The organism is Pseudomonas sp. IPO3747, assembly GCF_013385245.1.
Classification (GTDB): Bacteria; Pseudomonadota; Gammaproteobacteria; order Pseudomonadales; family Pseudomonadaceae; genus Aquipseudomonas; species Aquipseudomonas edaphica.
The window spans coordinates 10,948-30,675 of sequence record NZ_JACAQL010000009.1; the positions used below are offsets into that span (position 1 = coordinate 10,948).

A 19,728-nucleotide genomic window follows, 5' to 3' on the forward strand; every position below is an offset into this window, starting at 1 on the left:
CGCAGATCCCAACCCTAAAGCATATCGATATTCGCTAACGGTATTTAAGCTTCCATTCTTATACCTATAAATTCACTCCCCTGTCCGACCGGGAGTGCCCTCATGTCCGCCACCTCTACTGTTCCAACAGCGACCCCAACCGCCCAATCCTTCGAGATTCGCCCACTGCCCGGCAGCGTCGGCGCCGAGATCGTTGGCCTGGACTTGTCCCGCCCGGTCAACGACACAGACTTCGCGCGCATCCACCGCGCGCATGTGGATCACCACGTCGTGGTGTTCCGCGACCAACGCATCACCCCCGAACAACAGATCGCCTTCAGCCGCCGCTTCGGCGTGCTGCAGATCCACGTGCTCAAACAGTTCCTGCTGGCCAACCACCCGGAAATCCTGATCGTCTCCAACATCATCGAGAACGGCCAATCCATCGGCCTGGGTGATGCGGGTAAATTCTGGCATTCGGACCTCTCCTATAAAGAGCTGCCCAGCCTGGGCTCGATGCTGCACGCTCAGGAGCTGCCCTCCGAAGGCGGCGACACCCTGTTCGCCGACATGCACAAAGCCTGGGACCAACTGCCCGAGCACCTGCGCAAAGCCGTGGAAGGCCGCAGCGCCGCGCACTCCTACACGGCGCGCTACAGCGAAACCAAATTCGAAGGCAATTGGCGCCCAACCCTCACGCCCGAGCAGCTCGCTCAGGTGGCGGAAGTGGTCCACCCGATTGTGCGCACCCACCCCGAAAACGGCCGCAAAGCCCTGTTCGTCAGCGAAGGTTTCACCACCCGCATCGTCGGCCTGCCGGAAGACGAAAGCCGCGACCTGCTGGCCCAGCTCTACGCTCACAGCGTGCTGCCGCAGAACATCTATCGCCACCAGTGGCAGCCCCACGACATGGTGTTCTGGGACAACCGCTCGCTGATCCACCTGGCTGCCGGTTGCCCGAGCCATCTGCGCCGCAAACTGTTTCGCACCACCATCCAGGGCGATGCGCCTTTCTGATTCCCGGCAAGAGAGTTGACATGAACGCGCCCCTGCAAGGCCACGCGGCCAGCACCCTGAGTACCGCCAAACCGCTGTTGGCGGTGGACAACGTCAGCCTCGAATACCGCACGCCCGAGCGTGTGGTGCGGGCCACGCACCAGGTCAGTTTCGAAATCGACCCGGCCGACCGTTACGTGCTGCTCGGCCCTTCGGGGTGCGGCAAATCCACCTTGCTCAAGTCCATCGCCGGGTTTATCAAACCCTGCGAAGGCGAGATTCGCCTGCTGGGGCAAAAGGTCGACGAACCCGGGCCGGATCGCATTGTGGTGTTCCAGGAATTCGACCAGCTGCCACCGTGGAAAACCGTCAAACAGAACGTGATGTTCCCGCTGCTGGCCTCCAAGACCCTCAAGCGCCGCGAAGCCGAAGAACGCGCGCTGCACTACCTGGAAAAAGTCGGCCTCAGTGCCTTTGCCGACGCCTACCCGCACACCCTGTCCGGCGGCATGAAAGCCCGGGTGGCTATCGCCCGCGCGCTGGCCATGCAACCGAAAATCCTGCTGATGGACGAACCCTTCGCCGCCCTCGATGCCCTGACCCGGCGCAAGATGCAGGAAGAACTGCTGCTGCTGTGGGAAGAAGTGCGCTTCACCCTGTTGTTCGTCACCCATTCCATCGAAGAAGCGCTGGTGGTGGGCAACCGCATCCTGTTGTTATCGCCGCATCCCGGGCGCGTGCGGGCAGAAATCCACAGCCATCAATACGACCTGCACAGCCTCGGCGGTGTGGAATTCCAGGCGTCGGCGCGGCGCATTCATCGCCTGCTGTTCGATGAAGCGCCCGAAGCCGAACGTGAGTTGGGTTTCGCCGATATCCGCATTGCTTACTAAGGGGCCGAACCATGCGCCAGGAATTTGAAGTCACCCTCGAACCACTGCTCAGCGTCCCTGTCGAGCGCGAACTGCCCCTGCGCCAACGCCTGTGGCAGCAAGGCTGGCTGCGCAAGGGCTTGATCCTGATCGTGCTTGCGATCCTCTGGGAGGCGGTCGCCCGCTACCAGAACAACGACCTGCTGCTGCCGAGCTTTTTGCAGACCTCCCAAGCACTGTTCGACGGCTTGCTCAGCGGTGAACTGTTGAGCAAGGTCTGGATCTCGCTGGCGGTGCTGATCAAGGGCTACCTGATCGGCATCGTGCTGGCGTTTGCCCTCACCACGCTGGCGGTCTCGACCCAACTGGGCCGCGACCTGCTCAGTACCCTGACCTCAATGTTCAACCCGCTGCCGGCGATTGCCCTGCTGCCGCTGGCGCTGCTGTGGTTTGGCCTGGGGCAGAACAGCCTGATCTTTGTGCTGGTGCATTCGGTGCTGTGGGCCTTGGCGCTGAACACCTATTCGGGGTTTCTCGGCGTGTCCGAAACCCTGCGCATGGCCGGTCGCAACTACGGCCTCAAGGGCATGCGTTTTGTGTTGTTCATCCTGATTCCGGCGGCGCTGCCGTCGATCCTGGCTGGCCTGAAAATCGGCTGGGCCTTTGCCTGGCGCACACTGATCGCCGCTGAACTGGTGTTCGGCGCCACCAGCGGCAAAGGCGGGCTGGGTTGGTACATCTTCCAGAACCGCAACGAGCTGTACACCGACAAAGTGTTTGCCGGCTTGGCCGTGGTGATCCTGATCGGCCTGCTGGTGGAAAACCTGGTGTTTGATACTTTCGAGCGGCTCACCGTAAAGCGCTGGGGCATGCAGCGCTGAGCCACTGATCCCTGCTAGGATTGCGTGCAATTCACTCCCCACTGCTCACGAGTGCTTGGCATGCAACTACCGGACATGAACCTGTTGGTCGCCCTCGACGCCTTGCTCGACGAGGGCAGTGTGGTCGGCGCGGCGCGGCGGATGAACCTCAGCCCGGCGGCCATGAGCCGCACGCTCACGCGGATTCGCGAGACGGTGGGCGACCCGATCCTGGTGCGGGCCGGTCGCGGCCTGGTGCCGACGCCCAAGGCTTTGCAGCTGCAAGGCCAGGTGCGCAACGTGGTGGAACAGGCGGCGTTGCTGTTTCGCTCCGCGGACCAGGTAGACCTCAGCACCTTGCGCCGCCGCTTCAGCGTGAGGGCCAACGACTTTTTTGTCGGCGTGTACGGCGGTCGGTTGTTCGACACCATGGAGCGCATGGCGCCGCTGTGCGAGCTGTGCTTTGTGCCCGAAGGTGATACCGACGACGACGCGCTGCGCGAAGGGCGCCTGGACCTGCGCGTGAGCAATACGTTGCCGGCCAGCCCGGAGGTGAAGGTACAGAATTTGTTTTCCACCACCTTTGTTGGCCTGGCGCGGCAAGATCACCCGCTGTTCGACGAAGAAATCACCGCCGCACGGTTTGCCAGCTATTCCCATATCAGCATTTCGCGACGCGGCATCGCCCGTGGCCCGATTGACACTGCGCTGAATGCCCAAGGCCTGGAGCGCCGCGTGGCAATGATCGCCCCAGGCTTTCACGGCGCGATGTTCATGCTGCCCGACTCTGATCTACTGCTGCCGGTGCCAAAGGAAGCCTTGCTGAGCGCCAACCGCCTGAACCTGCCATTGCGCGCCTTCCCGTTGCCTATCTCCTTGCCGACGTTGGTATTGGCCCAATCCTGGCACCCGCGCTTCGACAAAGACCCGGCCCATAAATGGCTGCGCGAAACCATGCGCGAGAGCTGCCATGCCACCTGGCTCGAAGCCCAGCCCAGCTGAAGTGCACTCGATCAATGTGGGAGCTGGCTTGCCTGCGATGGCGGTCTGACTGTGTAGGGATTCATTGCCTGACCCACCGCTTACACAACTTTTAAAGGCAGCCAATTACCCTTGTGGCGAGCAGGCTTGTCGAATCGTCGCACCGCCTGCGTTGGGCTGCGAAGCGGCCCCAAACCCAGACGCTGAGTACTTTCAGGAAAAACTGCAGTGCCTTTACTGGGGCTGCTTCGCAGCCCAACGCAGGGCAAGCCTGCTCGCCACAACAGGGCAGTTGCCCCTAACCCCATGAGGATTGCGTCTGGTGCATTTATAAGCTTCCAATAAGTAACTTTTTTGTCATGTATGCGCCCCCTTAAACTGGTCGGGTATTTCTAATTCCGAGTTGCGCGTTCATGACATCCCTCGCTGCCCCCGCTCTCCAGGCTGCAGCCAAACCTACCGCCCTGAGCCCACCTGTGTTCGGCCCGCGCATCATCATCGGCCTGGTCGGCGTGTTGTTGGCGGTGCTGGTCTCTGGTCTCAACGAGATGGTCACCAAGGTAGCCCTCGCCGATATTCGCGGTGCACTGTTCATTGGTTTTGACGAAGGCACCTGGCTGGTTGCGGCCTACACGGCCACCTCCGTGGCGGCCATGGCCTTTGCGCCGTGGTGTTCGGTGACGTTTTCGCTGCGCCGCTTCACCCTGTGCGCCATCGGCCTGTTTACCTTGCTGGGCATCCTGTGCCCCTTTGCGCCGAACTACGAAAGCCTGCTGATACTACGAACCGTGCAAGGCCTGGCCGGCGGCGCATTGCCGCCGATGTTGATGACCGTGGCGCTGCGTTTCCTGCCGGCCCACGTCAAGCTCTACGGCCTGGCCGGTTACGCACTCACCGCCACCTTCGGCCCGAGCCTGGGCACGCCGCTGGCGGCGTTGTGGACCGAATACGTCGGCTGGCAATGGGCGTTCTGGCAAATCGTCGGGCCGTGCCTGCTGGCGATGGCCGCGGTGGCCTACGGCTTGCCGCAAGACCCGCTGCGCCTGGAGCGCTTCAAGCAGTTCAACTGGCGCGGCCTGCTGCTGGGTTTTCCGGCGATCTGCATGCTGGTGATCGGCCTGTTGCAGGGTAATCGCCTGGACTGGTTCGAGTCCGGCCTGATCACCTTTCTGCTGATCGGCGGCGGCGTGTTGCTGGTGCTGTTCATGCTCAATGAATGGTCGCACCCCGTGCCGTTTTTCAAGTTGCAGATGCTCGGCCTGCGCAACCTGGCGTTCGCCCTGATCGTACTGGCGGGCGTGCTGATGGTACTGACCTCGGTGATCATCATTCCCTCGAGTTTTCTCGCCCAGGTGCAGGGTTACCGGCCACTGCAAACCGCGCCGGTGATGCTGTTGATGGCGTTGCCGCAATTGATTGCGCTGCCGCTGGTGGCGGCGCTGTGCAACCTGCGTTGGGTCGACTGCCGCTGGGTGCTGGGCATTGGCTTGAGCATGCTGGTGCTGTGCTGCATCGGCAGCTCGCACCTCACCTCGGCGTGGATACGCGACGATTTTTATGGCTGGTACCTGCTGCAGATTTTCGGGCAACCCATGGCCGTATTGCCGTTGCTGATGCTCTCTACCGGCAGCATCCAGCCGATGGACGGGCCGTTCGCCTCGGCCTGGTTCAACACCGTCAAAGGCCTCGCTGCGGTCATCGCCACGGCCGTGCTGGACACGCTGACCACCCAGCGTGAGCACTTCCATTCGACCATGCTGGTGGACCACCTGGGCAACTCGCCCCTGGCCGACGGCGAGGCGCCGGGCCTTGCCCAGCGCCTGCACCAGCAGGCCGTGGTGCTGACTTCTTCGGACCTCTATTACGTCATGGCCGGTGTCGCGGTGGCGTTAATCCTGCTGATTTTCTGGATGCCCACGCGGATCTTTCCGCCTCGCGCACCGACCTAGCCTCAAGGACTTCTCATGAAACGCAAAGACAAAATTGCCGTCTCCGTTATCGCTGTGTTTGCCGTCGGCGTCCTGGTTTATCTGGTTGCGCCGGGCGTGCTGGGCAACAAGCGCCAGACCACCAACGACGCCTTCGTCGCCGCCGACTTCACGCTGGTGGCGCCGCGCGTGGCCGGTTTTATCAAGGAAGTGCTGGTGGAAGACAACCAGCGGGTCAAGGCCGGCCAATTGCTGGCGTTGATCGACGACCGCGATTTTCGTGCTGCCGCCCAGGCCGCCGACGCCGACACCTTGGTCGCCCAGGCCCAGCTGAAGAACGCCACTGCGACCCTGGAGCGCCAAAGCTCGGTGATCGCCCAGGCTCAGGCCACCGTCGCGGCCGACCGTGCCGAAGTGGCGTTCGCCGAGCACGAACTGAACCGCTACAACCACCTCGCCGGCGTGGGCGCAGGCACCGTGCAGAACGCCCAGCAAGCCAAGACGCGCATCGACCAGGCAACCGCAAACCTGGCCAAAGCCACGGCCGTACTGGCGGCCGAACGCAAGCAAGTGGAAATCCTCACCGCCCAGCGAGACGCAGCGGAAGGTGGGCTAAAACGCGCCCAGGCAGCGTTGGAAATGGCCAGTTATCAGCTGTCCTACACGCGCATTGTCGCGCCAGTGGACGGCATGGTCGGTGAACGTGCCGTGCGGGTCGGCGCCTATGTGACGCCGGGCAGCAAGATCCTCGCGGTCGTGCCGTTGGCCCAGGCCTATGTGGTGGCCAATTTCCAGGAGACGCAACTGTCGCATATGCATGCCGGCCAAGCCGTAGAACTCAGCGTCGACAGCCTCGACGGCGAGTTGCTCAAGGGCCACCTGGAGAGCCTGGCGCCTGCCACCGGCGTGACCTTTGCGTCGGTCAGGCCGGACAACGCCACCGGCAACTTCACCAAGGTGGTACAGCGCATTCCGGTGAAGATCATCCTGGAGCCGAACCAGCCCCATATTGAACGCCTGCGCGTGGGCATGTCGGTGCAAGCCACAGTCGACACCCGGCCCGTCGCGCAGTCGCGTGAGGTGGCCCAGCAATGAAGCGATTTGCCTGGCTCACCTTGAGCCTGATCAGCCTGATCAGCCTGAACGCCTGCACGGTCGGCCCGGATTTCCAGCGGCCCCAAGGCCAGCAAGTCACCCAATGGCGCGAACCCCAGGGCCGTCAGGCGGCCAGCCACGCGGTGACCGACCCTTTGCAAGAGCGTTGGTGGGACGTGTTCCACGATGCAGAGCTCTCGGCCCTCACGCGTCGTGCGCTCACTGATAACCTCGACCTGAAACTGGCCAGCAGCCGTCTGCAACAAAGCCGCGCCATGCGTCAGGTGACCACAGCCGAGCGTTATCCCAACGTCAACGCCAGCGGGGATTACGTACGCCAGCGCAACAGCGGCAAAGGCTTGAGCGACCCGTCCAAAAACAACGGTCAATCTGCTTACAACCAATGGGACATGGGCTTCTCCGCCGCCTGGGAGCTGGACTTCTGGGGCCGCGTCAAACGCGAAACCGAAGCCGCCGACGCCACCCTGCAAGTCGCCGAAGACGACCGCCGCGCCGTGTTGCTGTCGGTACTCGCCGAAACCGCCCAGGACTACATCCAGCTGCGCGGCGTGCAGAATACGCGCGCTGTCACCGAGCAAAACCTCGAGGTCGCTCGCCACAGCCTCAAACTCTCGCAACTGCGCCTGGCCGACGGCGTGGCCACTGACCTGGATGTGGCCGAAGCTGCCGCCCAGGTCGCCGCCATCGAAGCGCGTTTACCGGATTTGCAGCAGCGTCAGGACCAACTGATCAACGCCCTGAGCCTGCTGATGGGCGAGCCGCCGCAAGCGCTGCATGCGCAATTGTCCAAGGACGCCGCCGTGCCGCAAACCCCGCGCCAGGTCGCCATCGGCTTGCCCTCGGAGCTGGCCGAACGCCGGCCCGATATTCGCCAGGCGCAAGCGCGCCTGCATGCGGCCACCGCCAGTATCGGCGTGGCAAAAGGTGATTTTTACCCGCGTATCACCTTGTCCGGCAGCCTGGGCTCCCAGGCCCTGCAACTCTCGGATTTCGGCTCCTGGGGCTCGCGCGCGTTTGCCTTCGGCCCGCAGTTCAGCCTGCCGCTGTTCAATGGCGGGCGCCTGCAAGGCATGTTGAATTTGCGTGAAGCCCAGCAACAGGAAGCGGCGCTGGCGTACCAGCAAACCGTACTGCGTGCCTGGCATGAGATCGATGACCAACTGACCCGCTACAACGCCAGCCAACTGCGCCGCGACAGCCTCGCTGAAGCGGTGCGCCAGAACCAGATCGCGTTGAGCACCGCACAACAGCAGTACGTCGAAGGCGTGGTGGATTTCGTCAACGTGCTCACCGTGCAAAGCGCGCTGCTGGCCACGCAGGAGCAGTGGGTAGAAAGCTCCACCGGCGTGTCGCTGGCGATGGTGGGGCTGTACAAGGCGTTGGGCGGTGGCTGGGAGTCCGTCTACCCCGCTACAGCCTCCATTCCCGCAGGCTGAACATAACCCACTGTGGGAGCGGGCTTGCCCGCGATAGCGGTAGTTCAGCCAACGTTATGTTGACTGACGCACCCTCATCGCGGGCAAGCCCGCTCCCACATGGAATATTGCGTGATTTAAGGGTTCTGCAAAAACACCACATACCCCCTGAACCATTCACTCCCTTTCAAATACCCCGGCTCTTCCCACACGCCGCCCTGAATCAGCCCCACCTTGAACGGCAGCCCCAGCCGGTTCATGCGTGGCAAATACGCCGCGTAATCCGGGATGCTATGGCGCCCTTGGTAGGTCTGGACCACCACTTCATCCACCACGCCTTTGAGCTGGGCGATGGCGGCTGGGTCGGCGTTGCTGCTCCAGTCCATCAGGCCGGTAATGCTCAGCCGCAGGTCAGCAGGCAGGCGTTGGCGCAGGTCGCGCAGGAAGCCTGTGTATTCGTGCAGGTATTGGGTGCGGGCGTCGAAATCGATCTGGATGCCGACCACCGGGTTGCCCGCATCGCGCCAGCGTTGCACCTGGCCGAGCAGTTGGGTGTAGACGCGCTCGGGCCAGTGCAGGGTGTGGGCGCGGTACACCACCCAGACTTCGCCTTGGGTGATGCGCGGTACGCTGATGCCTTGGGCGATAAACTGCACACCCAATTGCGGCGCACGGCGCGTGGAGTTGATCTGGCCCTGGAGGATGTACAGGGTTTTCGCCTGTTTGAGCACCGGCTGCGGCGTGACCCCGCTCCACAGCCAGAAGGCGTCGTAGTCGCGAGCGTCAACGCCGGCAAAGGCCGGGCTTGCCAGGAGCAGCAAGCCTAGCCACAGGTGTTTCACCAGTAGTACTTCAGCGACTGCGCCCACTCGGTGTCGGCAAACCCGGTTTTGAGCTGGCGGAACCAGCCTTTACGCACGGATTTATCCACGTCTACACCGCCGCAGCCGTTATAGCCGGCCCGCGCATAGCAGTTGATCGCACGGAACAACGCGTAGGCCTTGTCGTTGTGTGGCGCCTTGGGGTTGGCGATGACCTGGCGGTAACCGTCGAGCCGCGAGAAGGTCTCGCCCTTGAACAGCGAGGCGGTGCTGCCCAGGCTGCCGGCGGCGCGCACTTGGTCCAGTGGCATGCCATCGAGGTTATTGCGCAGGATGAACTCACCCAGGCAGTTCAGGCTCTTGGGGTTTTTCCCATCGGCCTGCAGGGTGCTGGCGATTTGCGCAATGCTCGGGCAGGCGTAGCCGGACTCCGCCTTATCACCGTTCCACTGGAACAACTGCAGCGAGCGGCCATCGCCATAGACATAGCCCAGGCTGGTGCCGAGCTTGTCGGCGGGCGCCGATGCCGGCAGTTGCTTGAGGTCGTCGGCGAAGGTGGCGTACTGGCCGCGCATCAGGTCTTTGTACAGCAACACAAACTGGGCGGTGGCACGTTCGATCGGGTCGCTGGCCTGGGTGATCTGTTGGCGTAGCAGTTCCTGGCCTGCGATGTTGCGCAGCAAGATGTAGCGCACCTGTTTGGCGCTGATCGGCGAATCGCTGGCGAACACGCTAGCCAGTTGGTCGTTGCGCTCGTAGTTCATCGCCAGCGCCAGTTCCAACTGGTCGCGCTGCAAAGGTTGCTTGGCCAGGGGCAGCAGCTTCAGCCACAGCGCTTGCGCGCCTTGCCAATCCTTCTTGGCTTCCAGGGCAAGGCCGCGCAGGGTTTGCTGGCTGAAGGCGAAGTAGTCGAGGCTGGCGGGCACGTCCTGAGGCAGCAACTTCAAAGTGTTATCGGGCTGATGTTCGACGTAAAAGGCAAACGCCGCTTGCACGTAGTCGTACAGCGCCGGCTCCTGGGCAAACACCGGCTTTTGCGCGTCCAGGGCCGCGCGGCTCAGCTGCGGCGGGTTGCCGGCGCGCATCCACATCAAGTCGTTGACGGCCAGCATCAGTGGGTTGGCCGAAGGTTTTTGGGTGGCACTGAGCAGCTTGTTGTCGGCTTCCTGCACCAGGTCGTCCAGCGACACATTGCGCTGTTTGGCGCTCAACTGCGCGGCCAGGTCGTTGGCCAGCTTGTCGGTATCGCCCGCCAGCCAATGCACCCGGCGCAGCAGGCCCTGGGCAGAGACAGCGTATTCGCCCTGTGGATAAGTTTTCAGGTACAGGTTGAAGCTGGTGTCGGCATTCGCCAGCACCGATTTATCCACATGCTCCAATTGCGGCATGCCGTATTCGTCGAAGGCGTTTTCCTGGGCCTGGTTCAACTCGGTGCGGGCGATCATGTAGGACGCCGTTTCCTTGACCCACGGCAGGCTGCCGGTGGCGGCGGCAACAAAACCGCGCTGCGCATCAGCGAAACGGCCACTGTAGAAGTCACCGGCGGCTTGCAGGTAAGTGCGCAGTTCGCGGCCGGCGGTGGACTGGATCTGCTCCGGGTCGCCCAGGCTTGCGCCGTCCCAGGTGCAGGCGCCGAGCATCTGTACACGTCCCTTGGCCAGCAGCTGGCGCTCCGCGTCGGGCACGTCGGCTTTAACCACTTGGCTGATAAACGCCGTGGCACTGCTTTCATCATTGCTGCGGCAACGGCTGCCTTCGCCGGTCAGGAAGGCGTCACCCGCCGCCTTGTCGCCTTCACGCTGAATGCCCAACGGCGCAAGCAGCTCATCGAGTTTGCTGGGCGTAGGTGCCACGTCGGCTTTTTCATCGGCGGCGTCGGCTACCGGGGTCAGGCGGTACACCGGGAACGGCACCGGGCCGAAGCCCTCTTCCAGGTCCGTCTCGCCCAATGCGTTGGGCGTCAGCGGTGCCACCTGTTTATCCGCCAGCAACAGGCGCAGGTTGACCCGGCTGTCATTGCCCGGGCTCAGGAAGGGCAGGTTGCTGCAGCCTTCAAGGCTGTCGCGTGAGACCCGCCAGTCGGGGTAGCACGAGTCATCACCGCTGGCCTGGGCCTGGAAGGAAAGGCTGGCGAGCAATGCCAGGGTCAGTGGTGACAGAAAACCGATGCGCATGACGTGTCCTTGATCCTGAGTCCTTTGAAGGACGCAATAATAACGCACGCCTGCAAATACGTCGGCGGCCCCCTACAATAAATTCAGATTTGTCGGCTGTGGGGTAGTGGCAATTTGATCTTGCTGCCCTAGACTGCCCGGCATCATCAGGGAGTTGTAAACGTATGGTGCAGTTGCGGAGCTGGGTGTTAGGGATATCGTGTCTGATGGGCGTGGCGCAACTGGCGGCGGCGGACGATCCGCTGTTGGATCACCCACCGGCGGCAACCGCCGGCAACGGCAGTGAAGCACGCGGTGTGTTACGGGCTCGCGACCAGGCGATGCTGGCCAGCGAGTTGTCCGGGCGAATCGTCGAGTTGCCGTTCAGCGAAGGCGAGTCGTTCAAAAAGGGCGAGACTCTGGCGCGTTTCGATTGCTCCGCCTATCAGGCCCAGTTGAATGCTGCCCAGGCCGCCAGCCGAGGGGCCGGTGAGGAATTGGCTCACAACAAACAACTGGCGGCGCTTAATTCGGTGGGGCGCTTTGAAGTGGCTCGCGCCGAAGCCAAGCTCACCGAAACCCAGGCCCAGTCGCAGGTGTACCAAGTGCAGGTCAAGCGCTGCAGCGTGCTGGCGCCGTTTGATGGCCAAGTGGTGCAGCGCAAGGTCCAGCGTTATGAAAGCGTGTCGGCCGGGGCGCCACTGCTGGAAATCGTCGACAACCATAGCCTCGAAATTCACCTGCTGGTGCCGTCGCGCTGGATGGGTAAACTCAAGCCCGGCCAGACCTTCGACTTCACCCCTGACGAAACCGGCCAAGCGTTCAGTGCCACGGTTAAACGCCTCGGCGCGCGCATTGACGAGGGTAGCCAAACCCTGTTGCTGGTCGCCACCTTGCCCAATGCATCTGGCTTGATGGCTGGCATGAGCGGCACCGCTCACTTTGCGCAATTGCAATGAACGCACCGATACCGGGGCACCTCGAGCGGGTGTTCGCGCAGTTTCTGGAGCTGGAGCGCCAGACCCGCGCGGCGCGCACCACCGAGCAACTGGCCTACAGCCTGGTCAATGACGGCCAGCCACTGTTTGGCTATCGGCATGCGGCGCTGTTGATTGCTGGCAAAGTGCAGGCGGTGACGGCGGTGAGCAGCGTCGACCCGAACGCGCCATTCGTGGCGTTCGTCGAGCAAGCGGTGGCGCAGTTGCACAAGCAGGCGCTGGGCCAGACGGCACGCATGGTCCCGGCTGAACAGTTGAGCGGCGCGATACAGGCCGATTGGCAAAGCCTGTCCGCCGGGCATGTGTTCTGGTTGCCGTTGATCGACCCGCAGGGCCGGGTGTTTGGCGGCCTGTGGCTGGCGCGTGATACACCGTGGAGCCCGGCTGAGCAAGTCTTGCTGGCGCAGTTGGGCGACACCTATAGCCACGCCTGGCACGCGCTGCAACCGCGTCAGCCGTGGCGGTTGCGCCTGACCCGCAAGCGTCAAGTGCTGGTGGTGATCGGGTTGCTGCTGATGCTGCTGATTCCAGTGCGCCAATCAGTATTGGCGCCGGCTGAAGTAGTGCCACTGGCCGGGCAAGTGGTGGCGGCGCCGTTGGATGGGGTGATCGCCGAGTTTCTGGTCAAGCCCAACCAAACGGTGAAGACCGGCGACCTGCTGCTGCGTTTTGAAAGCACCACGCTCACCGCCCAGGCGGATGTGGCGGCGCGCGCCTTGGGCGTGGCCGAAGCCGAGCTCAAGGCCAATTCCCAACGTGCCTTTGCCGATGCTGAATCCAACTCGCGCATTGACCTGCTGGCGGCCCGGGTCGAGCAAAAACGCGCCGAACGTGATTACGCCCGCGAACTGCTCAAACGCAGCGAAGTACGCGCCGAGCGCGACGGCATCGCCGTGTTTGCCGACGCCGAGCGCTGGACCGGCAAACCCGTGCAGACCGGCGAGCGCCTGCTGCAGATTGCAGACCCGGCCCAAGCCGAGTTGCGCATCGAATTGGCGGTGGGCGATGCGATTGCCCTGGAGCCGAATGCGCAGGTCGCGCTGTTCCTCGACAGTGACCCGTTGCAACGCCACCTGGCGACTCTGCAGCGGGCGGCCTACGAAGCGCAGCCCTCGCCGGGCGGCCAGTTGGCTTATCGCCTGGATGCGCAGTTCGATGAAGCCCCGCCGCGTATCGGCCTGCGTGGTACGGCTAAGATCTATGGCGACCGCGCGCCACTGGCGCTGTACCTGTTACGCCGGCCGCTGGCGGGCCTGCGCCAGAGCGTGGGCCTCTGATGAGCCTGCCCAAACTGCGTGAAGACCTGCAACTGTCCAGCGCCGGCGCGGCCCTGGACGGCTCGCCGCGCTGGACCTTGGCCGACCCCGTGCGCGGGCGCTATTTCAAACTCGGCGCCACCGCCATTCGCTTGCTGCGCCACTGGTCCCTGGGCGACCCGGAACGCGTCCTGCAAGCGGCCAACCGTGAGCCGGGCTTGCCGTTGGGTGGCAGTGAATTGGAGGAGCTGCTGAGTTTCCTTCGCGCCCACGACCTGATCGCCGCCCTCGACCCGCAGCAGCGCGACAGTTACCTCTACAAGGCCGCCGCCCGCAAGCAAAGCCTGTGGCAGATAGCGCTGCACCAGTACCTGTTTTTTCGCATTCCGCTGTGGCGCCCGGACGCGTTTCTCAACCGAGCGTGGCCGTGGCTCGCGCGTTTCGGGCCGGGTTTGTTGCGCTATGGCTTGCCGATCATCCTCGGCCTGGGCGTGTTTCTGGTGGCGCGTGACTGGCAGCGCTTCCTGGCGACCTTCCCGCACCTGTTCAGCCTCGGCGGTGCCTTGGCGTTCGGCGTGGCGCTGTTCTTTGCCAAACTGTGCCATGAATTCGGCCATGCCTTCATGGCCAAGCGCGCCGGTTGCCGAGTGCAAAGCATGGGCGTGGCGTTCATGGTGTTGCTGCCGATGTTCTACACCGACGTGAGCGATGCCTGGCGGGTCAACGACCGCCGCTCGCGCTTGATGATCGGCGCCGGCGGGGTGATGGCCGAGTTGCTGCTGGCCTGCATCGCCTTGCTGGCCTGGTCGCTGCTGCCCGACGGGCCGGCGCGCACGGCGGCGTTCATGCTGGCCAGCGCGACCTGGCTGACCACCTTGGCGATCAACCTCAACCCCTTTATGCGCTTTGATGGTTACTTTTTGATCAGTGACTTGTGGGGCGTCGACAACCTGCAAGGCCGTGCCTTTGCGCTGTGCCGTTGGCGTCTGCGTGAGTGGCTGTTCGGCTACGGCGAACCGGCGCCGGAGCCTTGGTCGCCGAAGATGCAGCGGCGGCTGTTGAGTTGGGGTTACCTGGCCTGGCTGTGGCGCGCGGCGCTGTTTTTGGGAATTGCGCTGGCGGTGTATCACCTGTTCTTCAAGCTGCTCGGGATCTTCCTGATGCTGGTGGAGTTGGTGTGGTTTATCTTCCTGCCGATCTTCAAGGAATGGCGCGAATGGTGGAGTCGCCGCAGCCAGGCTCACGCGCCACGCGTGTTGCTCAGCGGCTTGGCTTTGCTGTTGATCGTGCTGGCGCTGGTGCTGCCGTGGCGCAGCGCTGTGGAGTTGCCGGCCATGCTCGAAGCGGGGCGCTCGAGTGCCTTGCATGCGCCGGTGGCCGCGCGGGTCAAGGCCTTGTCGGTGGTGGACGGGCAGGTGGTAAGCCAGGGCCAGGTGTTGATCGAATTGGAGTCACCGGACCTGGACGCGCGGCAAAGCATCGTGCGCCGCGAAGTCGACATCCTGCAGTTGCAGATGCGCCGCCAGGCCGGGCGCAGCGAAACCGCAGCGGATGCCGGGATCAACGATCAGCGCCTGTCCCAGGCGCTGGCCGAATACCGGGGTTTGGCTGCCCAGCGCGAACGCCTGCTGTTACGCGCGCCACATGCCGGCACCGTGCGCGACCTGCTGCCGCAATTAAGCGTGGGCCGTTGGTTGTCGCCTAAAGACCCATTGGCGCAAGTGGTGGAAGACGGCGCACGGCTGCGCGGTTACCTCGCCGAAGCCGAGTTGTGGCGGGTGGCGCCGGGGGCGACCGGGCGGTTTATCGCTGATGACCCGATGCATGCGGCGATCGCGGTGGAGTTGACCGATATTGACGTCAATGGCGTGGCCTACCTGGACCAGGAGGCACTGGCGTCCGACCACCACGGGCCGATTGCCGTGCGCCGCGATGAAAACCAGCGCCCGGAGCCGGTGCAGGCTCAGTACGGTGCGCGATTGCAAAGCCTGCAGCCTATCGACACGCCGCATCAGCCGTTGCGCGGCATGGTGGTGTTGCAAGGGCGCAGCGAGTCAGTGCTGGGTGTAGCCTGGCGGCGCGCCGCGGCGTTGGGTGTGAGGGAAAGCGGTTTCTGACAGGAGTGCAGCGCAATGTTGAACAAGGATGGTGCCTTGGCCCAGGGCTTGGAGGTGCGCCCGTCACGCAGCAGTGACGGGCCGTTTTTACACAGCCTCTACCGCTCGGCGCGGGCGGATTTGCAGTGGATCGACGGCGAGCAGGCGCTGGTGAACGAAGTGATTGCCCAGCAATTTCACGTACAGGAGAAGGGCATGGACGAACAATTTCCTGGCGCCCTGCATTACGTGGTCGAAAAACTCGGCACTCCTATCGGCGCGTTGAGTGCCGATTTTGGTCCCAATGAAATCCGCGTGTTGTACCTGGCCTTTATCCCCGCGGCCCGTGGCCAAGGCTTCGGCCGTGCAGTGCTGCAAGGCGTGCAACAGGCTGCCACCCAAGTGGTGTGCCCGGTGACGACGGTGGTCTGGGCGAGCAACCCCCATGCGCGCCAGCATTACCTGGCGCTGGGGTTTCGGGTGGAGGAAGCCACGCCCGCCGCGCAGCGGTTGGTGTGGTATCCGTCTCAGTTGAACACGATGCAGAAGTAACCACGCTGGCCGTCGCGGCCCATGGCTGGTTCGCGGGACACAAACACCTGCTCCAGGCAGGTGCCCTCCAGTGGCAAGCGGCATAAACCGTCGACAAACGTGGTAGGCGCAAGGCTTTCGAGCAACACCCTGAAGGCTCCGCGCGGGCTGCCCGGCAGGCTGGCTTTGGGCGCATCGGTCAGGCTTTGGACCTGAATCGGCAGCGCCGAACCATCCGGCAAGTACAGCACACTGGTGCGATTGAGCAATGGCCGGAAATGTTCCGGAGTGACCAGGTTCAACATAACAGGCTCCGCGTCAGAAGTGCCGGGACGCAGGAGCCCCGGCCAAAGGTTAACCGCGAGACGGAAAGATCCCGTTTAAGGCAATGCTGAAGTTGATCGCCAGGTAGGGGTTCATGGTTGCCATGGGCTGGCCTTGGCCGGCGGGGCTGATCGCGCCGCCTGTCACGGCGGTGCTTACGCCCTGCAGTGCGACCGGGGTGGCGCCTTGCTGGTCTGAATAGATCGAAGCACTGCCCGGCCCACCGCCGGAAGCGCCGATAAAGGCGTTGGTGGCGCTGGGCGTCGTCACTGGGTTGCTGGCGGTAATGGCCAGTTGTACTGAAGTGGTGGCATTGAACGGTGTGGTGGCGTGGGTGTGGGCCGGGAGGTTAATCAGGGTGGCGGTCACGGATTCGGTACCGGAGAACTCGCCGATGACGCGCGGCGTCAGGCCCGCGCCGTTGCCTTGACCAATCGGCATGCGGCCTTGCAGGTTCGGCAGCATGAAGTTTTGCACGCCATTGCCGCCGTAAATCGTGCCGAGCAACGAGAACAGTGCCTGGTATTGGTTGAGGGGCAGGGTTTGGCCGGCGCACAAGGCCCAGTCTCTGGGCGCGAAGTCAAACGCAAAGGGTTGGATAGTGCCGATGAATACTTCCATGGATCGTTCATCCTTGTAGTGGCTTTACGGTGTGTGACGCCAATCGATCTGGTGTCATCGCACAGCGTAGTCGCAGGTTTTGCGCGCCGCCCGACGGTTGCAAAACAGCGAGCGAAACCGGGGCTTTTGTCCTAGAGTGGCGCTTGTTTGCATATGTGCAGGTTTCGCCTCGGTAACGGGCGGTCTTAGGGGAATTGAGGTGCGACGGTCTGTGGTAGAGCAAGACGACAAAGTGGGCGCATTTCCCACAGCCAATCGCCTCTGGGCCGCCTGGGAAGGCGCCGGTTGGTTGAGCCGGTTATGGTGGGTGCCAATCCTGGCGCTGGCTATGGCCGCGCGTTTCTATGGCTTGACGGCTTCGGCAATCTGGGGCGATGAAGGCTCGAGCTTGTTGCTCAGCGAATACGCCATGGACGACCTGTGGTTTCACGCGGCCCACGACGTGCACCCGCCGTTGTACTTCTTTATGCTGCGCGGCTGGATCGGGTTGTTTGGCGATGGCATCTGGTCGATTCGCGGCATGAGCGCCCTGCCCGGTGTGTTAGCGGTGGGCCTGGGTATCTCACTCACGCGGCAACTGTCCACCCGTCGCGCGGCGGTGCTGGCGGGCGTGTTGCTGGCGCTATTCCCAACGGCGGTGCGCTACAGCCAGGAAGTGCGCATGTACTCGTTGCTCGCCGTGTGGCTTTTGGGCGCCACGCTGGCGTTGGTGTACTGGGTGCGCCAGCCTGAGCGCACGCGTTACCTGGCGGCCTATGTGCTGTTGATGGCGGCCGGTTTCTACACTCATTACTTCACTGCCCTGTGTGTGTTGGTGCATTGGGTATGGCTGGCAGTGCTGTGGCCTTCTCAAACGCGTGGCCAGCGGCTGGTCCTTCGCCCGTCGTGGTGGGGCGCCAATGCGTTGATTGTGGCGTTGTACCTGCCTTGGCTACCGAACCTGCTGGGTCTGGTGCAGCACGTCGAACAACTCAAGACCGGGGGGGATATCGGCTGGGAAGACCCGGTTTCACTGATGTCCGTGCCCTCGATGATCTGGCAGTTCGTACTCCAGGATGAAGGCATCGGTTTCTGGCAGCCGCTGTTCTGGCTGTTCCCTTTGCTCTTGATCGCCGTGGTGGGCTTCACCACCTGGCGCGACCGCGAGCGTTATCGCCCGGCGTGCCTGCTGGCCTTGTTCTTTTTGCTGCCGCTGCTGCTGGTGTACGGCGTTTCGTTTATCTCATCGGTGTTTATCGAACGCTACCTCACGGTCTACGCGCTGGGCCTGCCGATTCTGGTGGCGCTGGCCATCGACCGCCTGCCGCCGCGCCTGGCGTGGCTAGGCGCGGCGTTGTTCGTGTTGTTTATTGGGGTTGAGTTGCTGGGGCTCAAGAACAACGCCACGGTGGATGTGCATGATCAATTCAACGTGCCGGTGGAGTTCGTCAACCGCAATTACCAGGAAGACGATCGCATCGTGCTCAGCGACATGTTGTGGTACCTCAGCTACGTGTATTACGACCAGACCGACGCCCAATTGCAGCTCTATACGCCGCCCAAACCCGACGGCACTTCAACCCGGCCGAATGCTTATGGTTTTGGTACGTTGGTGGACCAGGACGGTGGGCGTATTTACCTCGACCGTCTATCGGCCATACCCGCCGATACGCACCGTGTGTGGTTGATCAGCAGCACCGAGCCACCGGATGATTTTGCACCGCTTCCCGAAGGCTGGCGCGAGCTTTTGCGTCAGGACGGCGGTGGCGCTCGGGCGCGGCTGTTCGTGGTATGCGCTGGTCCAGAGCCCTCGCAACCAGAGGGCTGCCGTTAATATCCAATTGGCATTAACGGAATATCCAAATAGTGGCAAATGACCACTAGTCGGCACTGCAATCCTCAGCTACGCTTCGCGCATAAATGGACTTTATCCGCCTAAGTGGTGATGGGATTGCAGTATCACTTTATCTCCGGGTTGCCGCGTTCCGGCTCAACCCTGCTCTCTGCCATCCTGCTGCAGAACCCGCGTTTTCACGCCGGTATGAGCAGCCCTGTAGGCACCTTGTTCAACGGTGTGCTGGGGCAATGCAGCGCCGGCAGTGAGTTTGGTTCAGTAATCGACCCCAATACCCGGCGCCGTTTGCTGCGCGGGTTGTTCGATTCCTACTACGCCGACAAGGCCTCTACCCCGGTAGTCTTCGACACCAACCGCCAGTGGTGCGCGCGCATGCCCGCGCTGCATGACCTGTTTCCTCAAGCCAAAGTGATTGCCTGCGTGCGCAACGTCGCCTGGGTCATGGACAGCCTGGAGCGCCTGTACCGCGCCAACCCCTTTGAGAACACCCGGCTGTTCAACGACGACGTTGAACGCAACACCGTCTACAGCCGTGTTGAGACCCTGGGCCAGCGCAACCGCCTGGTGGGCTATGCCTGGTCGGCGCTCAAAGAGGCGTACTACGGCGAAAACGCCGACGCTATGCTGGTCGTCGACTACGAACTGCTGTCCCAGGCGCCTGAACGGGTGATGCGGCTGGTCTACGAATTTATCGGCGAACCGTGGTTCGAGCACGACTTCGACAACCTCAGTTACGATGCGCCGGACTTCGACGAGGCCTTGGGCATGAGCGGCTTGCATCGGGTCAAACCCAAGGTCGCGCTGCAGCCGCGCCGCACCATCCTGCCGCCTGATCTCTTCGAGCAGTACGCACACATGGAATTCTGGCGCGACGGCTCTTTGAGCGCCGCCAATGTCATTCGCACCAAAGCCGACGCCGCGATCAACTGATCGCGTTTTTTCTACGG

17 protein-coding genes are annotated in these 19,728 nt (G+C 62.9%); 13 read left to right on the forward strand and 4 right to left on the reverse strand.

Annotated elements, in window-relative coordinates:
- The first annotated feature begins 102 nt into the window (after window positions 1–102).
- The 7 genes from HX790_RS13315 to HX790_RS13345 all read left to right on the forward strand — a co-directional run bounded on the left by HX790_RS13315 (window position 103) and on the right by HX790_RS13345 (window position 8,168).
- Entirely contained in the window at window positions 103–996 is an 894-nt protein-coding gene (locus tag HX790_RS13315; RefSeq protein WP_017136618.1) for a TauD/TfdA family dioxygenase, read from the forward strand.
- Between the two features lie 20 nt (window positions 997–1,016).
- Window positions 1,017–1,868, forward strand: coding sequence for an ABC transporter ATP-binding protein (locus tag HX790_RS13320; protein WP_017136617.1), 852 nt, complete (start codon window positions 1,017–1,019; stop codon window positions 1,866–1,868).
- 11 nt (window positions 1,869–1,879) lie between these two features.
- Window positions 1,880–2,728: an ABC transporter permease gene (locus HX790_RS13325; protein ID WP_017136616.1), complete on the forward strand. Its 849-nt coding sequence runs from the start codon at window positions 1,880–1,882 to the stop codon at window positions 2,726–2,728.
- A gap of 60 nt (window positions 2,729–2,788) precedes the next feature.
- On the forward strand, window positions 2,789–3,709 hold the full coding sequence (locus HX790_RS13330) for a LysR family transcriptional regulator (RefSeq protein ID WP_176991650.1): 921 nt from the start codon (window positions 2,789–2,791) through the stop codon (window positions 3,707–3,709).
- A 392-nt stretch (window positions 3,710–4,101) separates the two neighbouring features.
- Window positions 4,102–5,637 (forward strand): MFS transporter, encoded by a 1,536-nt coding sequence (locus tag HX790_RS13335; RefSeq protein WP_176991651.1) that lies wholly within the window; start codon window positions 4,102–4,104, stop codon window positions 5,635–5,637.
- Window positions 5,638–5,652: 15 nt separating this feature from the next.
- The gene (locus tag HX790_RS13340; RefSeq protein WP_176991652.1) at window positions 5,653–6,711 is read left to right on the forward strand and encodes an HlyD family secretion protein; all 1,059 of its coding nucleotides are present in this window, start codon (window positions 5,653–5,655) and stop codon (window positions 6,709–6,711) included.
- Window positions 6,708–8,168: an efflux transporter outer membrane subunit gene (locus tag HX790_RS13345; RefSeq protein WP_176991653.1), complete on the forward strand. Its 1,461-nt coding sequence runs from the start codon at window positions 6,708–6,710 to the stop codon at window positions 8,166–8,168. The genes HX790_RS13340 and HX790_RS13345 overlap by 4 nt, the downstream gene beginning before the upstream one ends.
- Window positions 8,169–8,284: 116 nt before the next feature.
- On the opposite strand, the gene HX790_RS13350 is transcribed toward HX790_RS13345, so the two are convergent.
- Window positions 8,285–8,989 (reverse strand): DUF3142 domain-containing protein, encoded by a 705-nt coding sequence (locus HX790_RS13350; protein WP_017136611.1) that lies wholly within the window; start codon window positions 8,987–8,989, stop codon window positions 8,285–8,287.
- Window positions 8,986–11,142, reverse strand: a complete 2,157-nt coding sequence (locus HX790_RS13355; protein ID WP_176991654.1) for an outer membrane assembly lipoprotein YfiO — start codon at window positions 11,140–11,142, stop codon at window positions 8,986–8,988. The genes HX790_RS13350 and HX790_RS13355 overlap by 4 nt, the downstream gene beginning before the upstream one ends.
- A 164-nt stretch (window positions 11,143–11,306) precedes the next feature.
- Between HX790_RS13355 and HX790_RS13360 the strand changes: the two genes are divergently transcribed.
- Genes HX790_RS13360 through HX790_RS13375 form a run of 4 tightly spaced genes read left to right on the forward strand, consistent with a single transcriptional unit; the run spans window position 11,307 to window position 16,023 of the window.
- On the forward strand, window positions 11,307–12,080 hold the full coding sequence (locus HX790_RS13360; protein ID WP_026013662.1) for an efflux RND transporter periplasmic adaptor subunit: 774 nt from the start codon (window positions 11,307–11,309) through the stop codon (window positions 12,078–12,080).
- A complete protein-coding gene (locus HX790_RS13365) occupies window positions 12,077–13,396 on the forward strand; it encodes an efflux RND transporter periplasmic adaptor subunit (protein ID WP_017136608.1) in 1,320 nt (439 codons plus the stop codon). The genes HX790_RS13360 and HX790_RS13365 overlap by 4 nt, the downstream gene beginning before the upstream one ends.
- Window positions 13,396–15,492 (forward strand): HlyD family efflux transporter periplasmic adaptor subunit, encoded by a 2,097-nt coding sequence (locus HX790_RS13370; protein ID WP_176991655.1) that lies wholly within the window; start codon window positions 13,396–13,398, stop codon window positions 15,490–15,492. Before HX790_RS13365 ends, HX790_RS13370 begins: the two co-directional genes overlap by 1 nt.
- Window positions 15,493–15,507: 15 nt before the next feature.
- Window positions 15,508–16,023, forward strand: coding sequence for a GNAT family N-acetyltransferase (locus HX790_RS13375; protein ID WP_169988644.1), 516 nt, complete (start codon window positions 15,508–15,510; stop codon window positions 16,021–16,023).
- On the opposite strand, the gene HX790_RS13380 is transcribed toward HX790_RS13375, so the two are convergent.
- Window positions 15,999–16,307: a hypothetical protein gene (locus HX790_RS13380; protein ID WP_017136605.1), complete on the reverse strand. Its 309-nt coding sequence runs from the start codon at window positions 16,305–16,307 to the stop codon at window positions 15,999–16,001. The two genes, HX790_RS13375 and HX790_RS13380, sit on opposite strands and share 25 nt — an antisense overlap.
- Window positions 16,308–16,356: 49 nt before the next feature.
- Window positions 16,357–16,947 (reverse strand): phage tail protein, encoded by a 591-nt coding sequence (locus HX790_RS13385; protein WP_017136604.1) that lies wholly within the window; start codon window positions 16,945–16,947, stop codon window positions 16,357–16,359.
- Window positions 16,948–17,146: 199 nt separating this feature from the next.
- On the opposite strand from HX790_RS13385, the gene HX790_RS13390 reads away from it, so the two are divergent.
- Together HX790_RS13390 and HX790_RS13395 are read left to right on the forward strand one after the other, a co-directional pair.
- A complete protein-coding gene (locus tag HX790_RS13390) occupies window positions 17,147–18,760 on the forward strand; it encodes a glycosyltransferase family 39 protein (protein ID WP_176991656.1) in 1,614 nt (537 codons plus the stop codon).
- Between the two features lie 111 nt (window positions 18,761–18,871).
- A complete protein-coding gene (locus HX790_RS13395) occupies window positions 18,872–19,711 on the forward strand; it encodes a sulfotransferase (RefSeq protein ID WP_017136602.1) in 840 nt (279 codons plus the stop codon).
- The last annotated feature ends 17 nt before the right edge of the window (window positions 19,712–19,728 follow it).

Bases quoted from the DNA above. Each gene is read 5' to 3' on its own strand.
- HX790_RS13340 (WP_176991652.1), top strand. From the start codon at position 5,653: ATGAAACGCAAAGACAAAATTGCCGTCTCCGTTATCGCTGTGTTTGCC.
- HX790_RS13355 (WP_176991654.1), bottom strand. From the start codon at position 11,142: ATGCGCATCGGTTTTCTGTCACCACTGACCCTGGCATTGCTCGCCAGC.
- HX790_RS13315 (WP_017136618.1), top strand. From the start codon at position 103: ATGTCCGCCACCTCTACTGTTCCAACAGCGACCCCAACCGCCCAATCC.
- HX790_RS13380 (WP_017136605.1), bottom strand. From the start codon at position 16,307: ATGTTGAACCTGGTCACTCCGGAACATTTCCGGCCATTGCTCAATCGC.
- HX790_RS13365 (WP_017136608.1), top strand. From the start codon at position 12,077: ATGAACGCACCGATACCGGGGCACCTCGAGCGGGTGTTCGCGCAGTTT.
- HX790_RS13385 (WP_017136604.1), bottom strand. From the start codon at position 16,947: ATGGAAGTATTCATCGGCACTATCCAACCCTTTGCGTTTGACTTCGCG.
- HX790_RS13345 (WP_176991653.1), top strand. From the start codon at position 6,708: ATGAAGCGATTTGCCTGGCTCACCTTGAGCCTGATCAGCCTGATCAGC.
- HX790_RS13320 (WP_017136617.1), top strand. From the start codon at position 1,017: ATGAACGCGCCCCTGCAAGGCCACGCGGCCAGCACCCTGAGTACCGCC.
- HX790_RS13360 (WP_026013662.1), top strand. From the start codon at position 11,307: ATGGTGCAGTTGCGGAGCTGGGTGTTAGGGATATCGTGTCTGATGGGC.
- HX790_RS13335 (WP_176991651.1), top strand. From the start codon at position 4,102: ATGACATCCCTCGCTGCCCCCGCTCTCCAGGCTGCAGCCAAACCTACC.
- HX790_RS13330 (WP_176991650.1), top strand. From the start codon at position 2,789: ATGCAACTACCGGACATGAACCTGTTGGTCGCCCTCGACGCCTTGCTC.
- HX790_RS13325 (WP_017136616.1), top strand. From the start codon at position 1,880: ATGCGCCAGGAATTTGAAGTCACCCTCGAACCACTGCTCAGCGTCCCT.
- HX790_RS13375 (WP_169988644.1), top strand. From the start codon at position 15,508: ATGTTGAACAAGGATGGTGCCTTGGCCCAGGGCTTGGAGGTGCGCCCG.
- HX790_RS13395 (WP_017136602.1), top strand. From the start codon at position 18,872: ATGGGATTGCAGTATCACTTTATCTCCGGGTTGCCGCGTTCCGGCTCA.
- HX790_RS13370 (WP_176991655.1), top strand. From the start codon at position 13,396: ATGAGCCTGCCCAAACTGCGTGAAGACCTGCAACTGTCCAGCGCCGGC.